Annotated in this window: 8 protein-coding genes; 7 read left to right on the top strand and 1 reads right to left on the bottom strand. The window is 53.3% G+C overall.

Features of this window, described 5'->3' with window-relative positions:
* Positions 1 to 25 precede the first annotated feature (25 nt).
* The 5 genes from rlmD (at position 26) to eno (ending at position 7,783) form a co-directional block, all read left to right on the top strand.
* A complete protein-coding gene (rlmD, locus tag J0X00_RS09675; protein WP_282477982.1) occupies positions 26 to 1,348 on the top strand; it encodes a 23S rRNA (uracil(1939)-C(5))-methyltransferase RlmD in 1,323 nt (440 codons plus the stop codon).
* A 62-nt stretch (positions 1,349 to 1,410) separates the two neighbouring features.
* A complete protein-coding gene (gene relA, locus J0X00_RS09670) occupies positions 1,411 to 3,636 on the top strand; it encodes a GTP diphosphokinase (protein ID WP_136486038.1) in 2,226 nt (741 codons plus the stop codon).
* Between the two features lie 135 nt (positions 3,637 to 3,771).
* Complete coding sequence (gene mazG, locus J0X00_RS09665) at positions 3,772 to 4,581, top strand: nucleoside triphosphate pyrophosphohydrolase (protein WP_136486040.1); 810 nt, start codon at positions 3,772 to 3,774, stop codon at positions 4,579 to 4,581.
* Between the two features lie 185 nt (positions 4,582 to 4,766).
* Positions 4,767 to 6,404, top strand: a complete 1,638-nt coding sequence (locus tag J0X00_RS09660) for a CTP synthase (RefSeq protein WP_136486042.1) — start codon at positions 4,767 to 4,769, stop codon at positions 6,402 to 6,404.
* Positions 6,405 to 6,481: 77 nt separating this feature from the next.
* A complete protein-coding gene (eno, locus tag J0X00_RS09655) occupies positions 6,482 to 7,783 on the top strand; it encodes a phosphopyruvate hydratase (RefSeq protein ID WP_136486044.1) in 1,302 nt (433 codons plus the stop codon).
* A 220-nt stretch (positions 7,784 to 8,003) separates the two neighbouring features.
* On the opposite strand, the gene J0X00_RS09650 is transcribed toward eno, so the two are convergent.
* Positions 8,004 to 9,218: a multifunctional CCA addition/repair protein gene (locus J0X00_RS09650; RefSeq protein WP_282477981.1), complete on the bottom strand. Its 1,215-nt coding sequence runs from the start codon at positions 9,216 to 9,218 to the stop codon at positions 8,004 to 8,006.
* Between the two features lie 89 nt (positions 9,219 to 9,307).
* On the opposite strand from J0X00_RS09650, the gene J0X00_RS09645 reads away from it, so the two are divergent.
* Positions 9,308 to 10,903 (top strand): ExeA family protein, encoded by a 1,596-nt coding sequence (locus J0X00_RS09645; protein WP_282477980.1) that lies wholly within the window; start codon positions 9,308 to 9,310, stop codon positions 10,901 to 10,903.
* The gene (locus J0X00_RS09640; protein ID WP_282477979.1) at positions 10,903 to 11,754 is read left to right on the top strand and encodes a general secretion pathway protein GspB; all 852 of its coding nucleotides are present in this window, start codon (positions 10,903 to 10,905) and stop codon (positions 11,752 to 11,754) included. The genes J0X00_RS09645 and J0X00_RS09640 overlap by 1 nt, the downstream gene beginning before the upstream one ends.
* The last annotated feature ends 60 nt before the right edge of the window (positions 11,755 to 11,814 follow it).

Below are 11,814 nucleotides of genomic sequence, written 5' to 3'. Positions count from 1 at the left end.
TATAAATCACACTTGGGCACAGAGCATGGCACGTTTTTTCCAACCGAAGAAAAAGACCACACTTAATCAGAAACATCAGGCGGTCAGTGTGACTAAGCTGGATCACCAGGGCGCAGGGATCGCTTTTCAGGATAACAAGCCGGTGTTTATCGACGGGGCTTTGCCGGGGGAAGAGGTGCTGATGCAGCTCACGGAGAGTAAAAGTAAATTTGCCCGGGCCAAGCTGATTAAAGTGCTTAAACCGAGTGGTGAGCGGGTGGAGCCTTTCTGCCCGCACTATGGCGAATGCGGCGGCTGCGATTTGCAGCATCTGGCGCACAGCGCGCAAATTGAACATAAACAGCAAGCGCTGAGTCAACTGATGGCAAAGTTTGCCGGTCAGACCCTTGCACTCTCCGCGCCGGTTTGTTGTGATGATCAGGGCTACCGCCGCCGTGCGCGCCTCAGCCTGCTGTGGGATAAAAAGTCCTCCCAGCTGCAGTTTGGTTTCCGCCGCAAACAGAGCAAAAATATTGTCACTGTCACTGACTGTGCAGTGCTTGAGCCGAGCCTGAATGCTTTGCTGCCTGAACTGAAAACCCTGTTGAGTGATTTTGCCCGCCCGGATCAGCTCGGTCACGTTGAACTGGTGAAAGGTGACAACACCCGCGTGCTGGTGCTGCGTCATCTTGCGCCACTGGCGAAGGCCGATATGGCTGCGTTGAGCGGCTTTGCCGAGCAGCACGCTCTGACCCTGTATCTGATGCCGGCCAGTGATGAGCTGAATCTGATCTGCGGCCCTGAGGCTGAATATCTCGAAGCCGGGGTGACGATTCCGTTCTTACCGAGTCATTTTATTCAGGTCAACCAGCAGGTTAACCAGGCGATGGTCAAGCAGGCGCTGAGCTGGCTGGATGTGCAGCCGCAAGACCGGGTGCTGGATCTGTTCTGTGGTCTGGGCAACTTCAGCCTGCCGCTGGCCAAGCTTGCCAAAGAAGTGGTCGGGGTTGAAGGTGTGGATGATATGGTGCGTCATGCGCAGAGTAATGCCGCACGCAACCAGATTAGTAATACTGACTTTTATCAGGCTAATTTGGAACAAGATATGACGAATGAGGCGTGGGCAGGGGAAAAATTTGCTAAAGTACTGCTCGACCCGGCACGAGCGGGGGCTGCCGGCATTGTCGAACAGTTGGCCCGACTTGGCGCCCAGCGTGTGGTTTACGTCTCGTGTAATCCTGCTACGCTTGCTCGTGACAGTCAAAGCTTGCTGAGTCAGGGATACCAGTTGGTGAAACTGGGCATGCTGGATATGTTTCCGCATACCAGTCACCTCGAATCCATGGCTTTGTTTGTAAAAAATCGGTAAGTGGTGTTCTTGCAATAGCGTCAGAACACCCGACCACAAAATATAACTATTAGGATAATCTCATGGTTGCGGTACGTAGCGCACACTTAAACCCAGACGAACAGTTTGAGCTAGAAAAATGGATTTCTAGTTTACAACAAGAGCCCAAAACAGCGGCCAGACTGACCGAAGTGTATCGCCAGTGCGAACACCTGCTGGTGGGTAATCCGCGCGGGCATCTGCTGTTGTGGCGTGGTCGCGAAATGATCGAAATACTGAGCACGCTGTCGATGGACCGACCGACGCTGATAGCGGCTCTGTTATTCCCTATCGCGACCAGCGGCTTACTGGATCGCGAAGAGCTGGAAGAGCATGCCGGTAAAGAGATCGTCAAGCTGATTCACGGTGTGGAAGAGATGGCGGCGATTGGCCAGCTCAATATCACCATGCAAGGCAGTGAGGCTTCGGCCCAGGTCGATAACGTGCGGCGCATGTTGCTGGCTATGGTGGATGACTTCCGCTGCGTGGTCATCAAGCTGGCTGAACGTATCTGCAACCTGCGGGAAGTGAAAGATCAGCCGGACGAGGTGCGCCGCACCGCCGCAAAAGAGTGTGCCAATATCTACGCACCGCTGGCCAACCGGTTGGGTATCGGTCAGCTGAAGTGGGAAATTGAAGACTACGCTTTCCGCTACCAGCAACCAGATACCTATAAGCAGATTGCGAAACAGCTTTCTGAGCGCCGCATCGTGCGTGAGCAGTATATCCGTGATTTCGTTGATGACCTGCGTCAGGAGATGAAAGCGTCCAGCATCAACGCCGAAGTGAGCGGTCGTCCTAAACATATCTACAGCATCTGGCGCAAGATGCAGAAGAAAAACCTGGCGTTTGATGAACTGTTTGATGTACGCGCGGTGCGCATCATCGCCGACAAACTGCAGGACTGCTACGCCGCACTGGGCGTGGTGCACACTAAATACAAACACCTGCCGAGCGAGTTTGATGACTATGTCGCCAACCCGAAACCGAATGGCTACCAGTCGATCCACACGGTGATTCTGGGCCCGGAAGGCAAAACCATCGAAATCCAGATCCGTACCAAGCAGATGCACGAAGAGTCAGAGCTTGGCGTGGCGGCACACTGGAAATACAAAGAAGGCAGCGGCGGTGGTCGCAGCGGCTACGATGAGAAAATCACCTGGCTGCGTAAGCTGCTTGACTGGCAGGAAGAGATGTCCGATTCCGGTGAAATGCTGGATGAACTGCGCAGTCAGGTGTTTGATGATCGCGTGTACGCCTTTACTCCGCGTGGTGATGTGGTCGATCTGCCGATGGGAGCCACTCCGCTCGATTTTGCTTACCACATTCACTCGGAAGTGGGCCATCGCTGCATCGGTGCCAAAGTGGCCGGTCGTATTGTGCCGTTTACCCATAAACTGCACATGGGCGATCAGGTGGAAATCATCACGGCCAAAGAGCCGAACCCGTCCCGTGACTGGCTGAACCCGTCACTGGGCTTTGTCCACTCCGGCCGAGCGCGGGCGAAGATCAACGCCTGGTTCCGTAAGCAGAGCCGCGAGAAGAACCTCGAAGCCGGGCGCGAGATCCTCGAGACCGAACTGGCCAAGATCGGTGCGACCTTAAAAGATGCTGAAGCCTATGCGCTGAAACGTTTTAACGTCAACACGGCGGATGAGCTGTACGTCGGGGTTGGCAGCGGTGACCTGCGGATTAACCAGATTGTTAACCACATTAATGCGCTGGTAAACAAACCGACCGCGGAAGAAGAAGACAAGCTGGCGCTGGAAAAACTGCAGGTTGGGGAAAGCAAAGTCGCTCACGCTCACCATCGCCCGCATAAAGATGCCGTCGTGGTGGAAGGGGTCGATAACCTGATGACCCATCTGGCGCGGTGCTGTCAGCCGATCCCGGGCGATGTCATCAAGGGATATATCACCCAGGGGCGCGGTATTTCCGTGCACCGCAGTGATTGTGAGCAGCTCGAAGAGCTCAGCCATCACGCCCCGGAGCGCATCATAGATACGGTATGGGGGCGCGGCTTTGTCGGCACTTATTACCTAACTCTGCGCGTTGAAGCGATGGAGCGCAGCGGTCTTTTGAAAGACATCACGACCTTACTGACCAACGAGAAAGTGAAAGTGACCACCATGAAAAGCCGCAGCGATTACAAGCGTCAGATGGTGGTGATGGACTTTGAGCTCGAACTGAACAGTGTTGAAGTGCTGGATCGGGTGTCGAAGCGGATTGAACAGATCAAAGATGTGATGCTGGTGAAACGCCTCGGCTAACAGGCTGATGAGATAAATCAGTTTCAGACATTGAAGGCGAGTGGTGATGCTGCTCGCCTTTATTATTTGGTCAGGGAAATAGTTGGTCAAGGAAATCGTTGATCAGGAAAATATTTTATCAAGGAAATGCCTCATATGAGCCATCCAATCGAACAGCTTGAACGTATCATGGCCAGCCTGCGCGACCCGCACAGTGGCTGCCCGTGGGATAAGGAACAGACTTTTGACAGTGTTGTGCCGCACACCATTGAAGAGACTTTTGAAGTGGTGGATGCGATTCACCAGCAGGACTGGCCCAACCTTAAAGAAGAGCTGGGCGATCTGCTGTTTCAGGTGATTTTTTACAGCCAGCTCGCCAAAGAGCAGGGCTTGTTTGAGTTTCATGACGTGGTGGACGGTGTGAACGAAAAGCTGACCCGCCGCCATCCGCATGTGTTCGGCGATGCCAGCTTCACGACAGAACAAGAGCTGAATGCCAACTGGGACGCGCAGAAAGCGCAGGAAAAAGCCCGGGCGGGCAAAAGTGAGCAAAGTATTCTAGACTCAATACCACAATCGCTGCCGGCCCTGTCTCAGGCCAATAAAATTCAGAAAAAATGCGCCAAATATGGCTTTGACTGGCCGACGCTCGGTCCGGTGGTGGCCAAGGTGCATGAAGAGATTGATGAAGTGATGGCGGAAGCTCTGCATGTCGATATTGATGAGCAGAAAGTGGAAGAAGAGCTGGGCGATCTGCTGTTTGCTACCGTCAATCTGGTGCGCCATCTGGGTAAGGATCCGGAAGTGGCTCTGCGCAAAGCCAACCATAAGTTTGTGCGCCGTTTTAAGGGCGTAGAAGCTCAGGTGGCCGGGCAGGGGAAACAGCTGCAACAGTGTTCACTGCAAGAGCTGGACGCGATGTGGGATGAAGTAAAAAAGCAGGAAAAAACGACTGACGGGCGATGATTCAGTCAATTTACAGCGAGGAAATTGCCACGAAACGAAATCCTGTTCAGTCAGTTTGATTTGAAGCAAAAAATAAAAAACTGAGTGTGATAGATTTCACGTTGTGGCGATAAATGGGTTCTGGTATAGTTTCGTCCCGTCCAGAAGAAATCCATTTCCCTCATTCAACCAATTTCAGGTTAAACATGACGACAAATTATATTTTTGTTACTGGCGGGGTTGTATCCTCTCTAGGTAAAGGTATTGCGGCAGCATCCCTTGCGGCGATTTTAGAAGCTCGTGGTCTTAAAGTGACCATGATGAAGCTTGACCCTTACATCAACGTTGACCCAGGCACAATGAGCCCAACTCAACACGGTGAAGTGTTCGTCACGGAAGATGGCGCAGAAACTGACCTAGACCTTGGTCACTACGAACGTTTTATTCGTACCAAAATGACCAAGCGCAATAACTTCACCGCAGGTCGTGTTTACGCCGACGTTCTTCGTAAAGAACGTCGTGGCGACTACCTGGGTGCAACCATTCAGGTTATCCCTCATATTACTAACGCGATTAAAGATCGTGTGATTGCCGGCTCTGAAGGCCACGACGTTGCGATCGTCGAGGTAGGCGGTACCGTTGGTGATATCGAATCGCTGCCATTCATGGAAGCGATCCGTCAGCTGGCGATCGAAGTGGGTCGTGAACACGCGATGTTCATGCACCTGACTCTGGTTCCTTACCTGGCAGCGGCTGGCGAAGTGAAAACCAAGCCGACCCAACACTCTGTGAAAGAACTTCTGTCGATTGGTATCCAGCCAGACATCCTGGTGTGCCGCAGCGATCGCATGATCCCGGCCAACGAGCGTAAGAAGATTGCTCTGTTCTGTAACGTATCAGAAAAAGCCGTTATCTCAATGAAGGACGTAGATTCGATCTACAAGATCCCTCAGCTGATCCGTGCTCAGGGGCTGGATGATCTGGTTTGTAACCGTTTCGGTATCAATGCACCGGAAGCTGACCTGTCTGAATGGGAACAGGTGATTTACGAAGAAGCAAATCCGACTGACGAAGTCACCATCGGTATGGTAGGTAAATACACTGAGCTGCCAGATGCGTACAAGTCTGTTAACGAAGCGCTTAAGCATGCCGGTCTGAAGAACCGTCTGAGCGTCAGCATCAAATACGTTGATTCACAAGACATCGAAACCAAAGGTGTTGAGATCCTGGAAGGCCTTGACGCTATCCTGGTACCAGGTGGTTTCGGTGACCGTGGTATTGAAGGCAAGATCCGTGCGGCGCAGTACGCACGTGAAAACGAAATTCCGTACCTGGGCATCTGTCTGGGTATGCAGGTTGCACTGATCGAATACGCGCGTAACGTTGCGGGTATGGAAGGTGCACACTCGACCGAATTTAATCAAGACACCAAATACCCAGTGGTTGGCCTGATCACTGAATGGGTAGACAGCGAAGGTAACGTCGAAGAGCGTACTGAAGCGTCAGATTTGGGTGGTACGATGCGTCTGGGTTCACAACTGTGTCACCTGGCGGAAGGTTCTAAAGCGTACGAGATGTACGGTAGCGCGACGATTCACGAACGTCACCGTCACCGTTACGAAGTGAACAACAACCTTCGTCCACAAATTGAAAAAGCAGGTCTGAAAGTGTCTGGCTTGTCTGCGGACAAGAAACTGGTAGAAGTAATTGAGAACCCGGCGCACCCATGGTTCGTAGCGGCTCAGTTCCACCCAGAATTCACCTCAACGCCTCGCGATGGTCACCCATTGTTTGAAGGCTTTGTAAAAGCTGCAGGTCAGTTCCAGCGCGGTGAATTGAAGTAAAAGGATACGGGTAGCGGCGTAAGTTGTGCGGCTACCCTTTTAGTTTTGACATTTAAATTCAATGAGAGGAAACATTAATGTCTAAGATCGTTAAAGTTCTAGGTCGTGAAATCATCGACTCACGTGGTAACCCAACTGTTGAAGCTGAAGTACACCTGGAAGGCGGTTTCGTAGGTATGGCAGCTGCTCCATCTGGTGCATCTACTGGTTCTCGTGAAGCTCTTGAGCTACGTGATGGCGACAAATCTCGTTTCCTGGGTAAAGGCGTTCTTAAAGCAGTTGGCGCAGTAAACGGCGCAATCGCTGACGCACTAGTTGGTAAAGATGCTAAAGATCAAGCAGCTATCGACCAAGTGATGATCGACCTGGACGGCACTGAAAACAAATCTAACTTCGGTGCGAACGCTATCCTGGCTGTTTCTCTGGCGAACGCGAAAGCAGCTGCTGCAGCGAAAGGCATGCCTCTGTACGAGCACATCGCTGAACTGAACGGCACTCCTGGTCAATTCTCTATGCCTCTGCCTATGATGAACATCATCAACGGTGGTGAGCACGCAGACAACAACGTTGATATCCAAGAATTCATGATTCAACCAGTTGGCGCGAAAACTCTGAAAGAAGCACTGCGTATCGGTGCTGAAGTGTTCCACAACCTGGCTAAAGTACTGAAAGCTAAAGGTCTGAACACTGCAGTTGGTGATGAAGGCGGTTTCGCTCCTAACCTGGAGTCTAACGCAGCAGCACTAGCAGCAATCAAAGAAGCGGTTGAGCAAGCGGGCTACGTTCTGGGTAAAGACGTGACTCTGGCTATGGACTGTGCAGCTTCTGAGTTCTACAACAAAGAACAAGGTATCTACGACCTGAAAGGCGAAGGTAAAACCTTCACTTCAGAAGAGTTCTCTAAGTACCTGGAAAGCCTGGTTGCAGAATACCCAATCGTTTCTATCGAAGACGGTCTGGACGAGTCTGACTGGGACGGCTTCAAGTTCCAAACTGAACTGCTGGGCGGCAAAATCCAGCTGGTTGGTGACGATCTGTTCGTAACTAACACTAAGATCCTAAAAGAAGGTATCGAGAAAGGCGTAGCGAACTCTATCCTGATCAAGTTCAACCAGATCGGTTCTCTGACTGAAACTCTGGCTGCTATCAAGATGGCTAAAGATGCAGGCTACACTGCCGTTATCTCTCACCGCAGCGGTGAAACTGAAGATGCCACTATCGCTGACCTGGCGGTAGGTACTGCAGCAGGCCAAATCAAAACTGGTTCTATGAGCCGTTCTGACCGCGTTGCTAAGTACAACCAACTGATCCGTATCGAAGAAGCGCTGGGTGAACGTGCTCCTTTCAACGGTCTGAAAGAAGTGAAAGGCCAAGCTTAATCTTAAGCTGAGCTCAAACGCTTAATAAAGCCCCGCAGTGCGGGGCTTTTTGCGTTGTATGGGGTGGTTATTCTTGGTTGAGAGCAAGACAAGAGAGCGATTGTGCGGAATAAGAACGCTATTCGGCAGAATAACAAAACAGTTCGTCGGTAGGATAAGCAAATAAGCCGGCAGCTCGTTCTAACCAACCGCTCGACACCAGAGCTGACCTTAACGCTGGTTAGCCGGCATTCTGAATTGCAATCACCCGCCGTTTATCCAGTTCGTCACGAATTGCTGGCCCTTTATGGCCATCCCGAATCACCTGCTGCACATCCACCGCTTTGGCGGCCACATAGGCGCGCAGTAAAATATCGCGCTGGGGATACGGTTTGTCTTCCAGTCCGAGACGGCCGCGATGATCCGCTTCACAGCACAGCAATACCTCATCCAGGCGATCCGGTTTACGCCAGACATCGAGACGATTGAAAATTTTCAGTTTAGTCGCGGCTTTGAGCTCGGCGGCACGATGGACATTGGAGTGCTGGGCACATACCGCCAGCGCCAGATCGCGGTAGTCGTTCGGCACCCTTACCCGGGCACATAACTGCTCGATCAGTTTCAGGCCGGTGTGACAATGCAGCTTATGGCTCGGCCACTCTTTTTGTGGTGTCACCCCTTTACCCAAATCATGCACCTGGGCGGCAAAGCGCACCGGCAACGCTTCTGACAGACGTGCTGCCTGCTCGGCGACCATCAGGGTATGAACACCGGTATCAATTTCCGGATGCCATTTTTCCGGTTGCGGCACGCCAAACAGGGCATCGAGTTCCGGCAGTACCACAGCCAGAGCTCCGCAGTCACGCAGTACCTGAAGAAAGACCTGCGGGTTTTGGGTCGACAGGGATTTATGCCACTCCTGCCACACCCGCTCCGGAGTCAGGTGACTGAGCTCACCGCTGGCGCTGATGGTCTGCATCAAAGCCAGTGTCTCGGGCGCCACCTGGAAACCAAGGTGAGCCAGTTTGGCCGCAAAGCGAGCCACGCGCAACACGCGCAGCGGATCCTCGACAAACGCCGCTGAGACATGCCGCAGCAGGCGCTGCTCAATATCGCGCTGGCCGCCATAGGGATCAATGATGGTGCCGTCTGTATCCTGAGCCATGGCATTAATGGTCAGATCGCGGCGCTGCAGATCCTCTTCCAGCGTCACATCCGGCGCATAGTGGCAGGCAAAACCGGTATAGCCGCGGCCGGTTTTACGTTCGGTACGCGCCAGCGCATGTTCTTGTTTGGTCCGCGGATGCAGAAAGACCGGGAAGTCTTTGCCGACCGCCTGAAACCCGGCTTGTTGCATTTGTTGCGGGCTGCTGCCCACCACCACCCAGTCTTTGTCATATACTGGAAGCTGAAGCAGCTGATCGCGGACAGCGCCGCCAACGAGATAAATTTGCACCACCAGACCTCAATATTTACGTTTATTGCGTTGGAGAATCATAGTCATAATGATACTTTGCGCCTAACCACATTCAAAGAGACGACATCATGTATCCAGAATTTTTTGGCCTGATCGAACATCCTTTTTCCATCGTGCCTAATTCTCGGTATCTGTACCTCAGCCAGCGCCATAAAGAGGCCATGGCTCATCTGCAGTCAGGGCTGGGGGATGGCGGTGGTTTTGCCATGCTGACCGGTGAAGTGGGGACGGGCAAAACCACAGTCGCGAAGGCGATTCTGGCCGGCTTACCCGCCCATACCCGGGCCGGATTTATTCTCAACCCGACCTTCTCAGAGCGTGAACTGCTGGAAGCCATTTGTGATGAATTTGCTATTCAGTATCCGGCTCAGGCGACGCTGAAACAGCTCAGCCAGGTGTTGTATCAGTTTCTGCTCAATGAATATGCCAACGGCATTCAGGTTCTGCTGGTGATTGATGAGGCGCAGCACCTGGCACCGGATGTGCTGGAGCAGTTGCGCCTGCTCACTAACCTGGAGACCGAGAGCCGTAAGCTGCTTAAAGTACTGCTGATTGGCCAGCCAGAGCTGCAGTTTAAATTGCAACTGCCGCAGTTGCGCCAGCTCGCGCAGCGTATCACTGGGCGCTATCATCTGCTGCCACTCGATGAGAGTGAAACGGCGCACTACATTCGTTTTCGCCTCCAGCAGGCCGGAGGGGACGGTAATCTGTTTTCGGCGCGCGGGGCGAAATGGATAGCCCAGCAAACCCATGGTATTCCGCGTCTGATTAACCTCGCCTGCGATGCGGCATTAAAGAATGCCTACCAGGCTGGCGAGCGCAGCATCAGTCTGGAGCGGGTCAAACAGGCCTGTACCCAGGTGATGAGCTTCCAGTCGACCGTTTATCAGCCGCAGAGTGCACCTCAGGCGCGCCGTTTCCCTCTCGCTGGTGTGATGTCTGCCCTGATCGGTATCGCGGCCGCGGCCGCGATTGCTTACTGGCTGCCGCCACTGATTAGCCAGCAGATAGAGCAGCAGTGGCCGTTACCGGCACCTGCTGAGGCCGCTCAGCAGGCCGTTTTTCCACAGACAGTTGAAGATGCGTTACGCCAGTCCACAGACCGTGAGCAGGCGGTGAGAGCGTTATACGCAGTGTGGGGTTATGAAGCATCGGTGATCGAAAGTTTCTGTCAACGCTCGGCGTCTTCACTACTGGAATGTGAGCAGAATATGGGCGACTGGAGCACTCTGGAGCAGCTCGATTTGCCGGTGGTGCTGACCTTAAGTCTGCGCGGTTTGCGCACTTATGCCGTGCTGTATCATCTGCAGGGCCAGCAGGTTGACCTGCTTATCAATCAGCAGCGCGTGCGCCTGGATCGCAAATGGATTGAGCCGCTGTGGCAGGGCGAATATCGGGTGGTGTGGCAGCCGTCTTTCTATCAGACGCTGCGCAGCGGGATGCGCGGCGATGATATCACCTTACTGGACCAGAAGTTATCTCGCCTGCTCGGCGAGCCGCAGCGCCGCAATGTGGTACTGTTTGATAAAGAGGTAAAACGCAAAGTGGAAGTATTTCAGCGCTGGCAAAATATGCAGGTGGACGGGATTGCCGGACGACAGACTCTGCGTCAGCTTGATTTGATGACGCAGCAGGACGGGCCGCGGCTGATGGAGGCGCAGTAATGTCACAAGTGATGAAAGCGCTACAGCGCTCAGAGGCCAGCCATCAGCAATACAGCGCCCAGGCCGCGCAGATGATGTTGCCGGATACCGCCCATCGGCAGCGTGGTTTTCGTTGGTATCATGCTTTGTGGCTGCTGGTACCGGGCATTGTCACTGCTGTGGTGGTCGCGGTGCAGAGTTATCAGCATCAGCAGGCGCGAATCGCGGCGCTTGGGGATATCGGCCCAAGTGTGGTCCAGGTGCCAGCCAGTGTCGAACAGCTTGATTATCCGGATTTCGGTCCGCTGGCACGCAGCGAAGTTGAAGTGCCCGAGTTTGACCAATCAGCCGCTGACGAACTGATGGCAAGTGAGTCCGTAGGAGCCAATGAGCCGGCAGAGGCTGTGCCGGTTGCCTTAGCGTCTGCTGCTAATCAGGTTCCGCTTGTCAGCAATAGTCGTCGTCTGACTGCGGCGCAAAGTGAGGCTGAGATGGACCGTCAGAACCAGCAGGCGCTGCGTTCACTCGACCTCAGTCAGTTATCGCCGCAGATGGCAGCACGGGTTGAATCGGTTCTGCAGCAGGACGACACAGCCGCAGCGCAGCAAAACGAGCATCATGACGAAGATGCGATTGCCCTGGTTCAGCACAGCAATGAGTTCAGTGGTTATCTGCCGGCGATGAACTTCCAGACTCATGTTTATGCCAGTAACGCGGTTAAACGCTGGATTAAAGTCAACGGGGTGGAATATCAGGAAGGGGATAAGATTTTCGATAATGTGCAGCTGGTGGCGATTAAGCCGCAAAGCACGATTATCCTGTTTGGCCAGCAACCCATAGAGATCCCGGCACTGTACGACTGGCGCGGTTGATGGCGCGCCTATACCAACAGTATAAAAATACACGGTCAAGATAAAAAAACGGTCACTGCA

It is taken from the genome of Vibrio sp. ABG19, assembly GCF_029962385.1.
Taxonomy (GTDB): domain Bacteria; phylum Pseudomonadota; class Gammaproteobacteria; order Enterobacterales; family Vibrionaceae; genus Vibrio; species Vibrio ostreae.
This window is presented reverse-complemented; position numbering and strand designations above follow the sequence as displayed.

Excerpts from the sequence above, each read along its gene's own strand:
- rlmD (WP_282477982.1), top strand. The coding sequence starts at position 26 with ATGGCACGTTTTTTCCAACCGAAGAAAAAGACCACACTTAATCAGAAA.
- relA (WP_136486038.1), top strand. The coding sequence starts at position 1,411 with ATGGTTGCGGTACGTAGCGCACACTTAAACCCAGACGAACAGTTTGAG.
- mazG (WP_136486040.1), top strand. The coding sequence starts at position 3,772 with ATGAGCCATCCAATCGAACAGCTTGAACGTATCATGGCCAGCCTGCGC.
- J0X00_RS09660 (WP_136486042.1), top strand. The coding sequence starts at position 4,767 with ATGACGACAAATTATATTTTTGTTACTGGCGGGGTTGTATCCTCTCTA.
- eno (WP_136486044.1), top strand. The coding sequence starts at position 6,482 with ATGTCTAAGATCGTTAAAGTTCTAGGTCGTGAAATCATCGACTCACGT.
- J0X00_RS09645 (WP_282477980.1), top strand. The coding sequence starts at position 9,308 with ATGTATCCAGAATTTTTTGGCCTGATCGAACATCCTTTTTCCATCGTG.
- J0X00_RS09640 (WP_282477979.1), top strand. The coding sequence starts at position 10,903 with ATGTCACAAGTGATGAAAGCGCTACAGCGCTCAGAGGCCAGCCATCAG.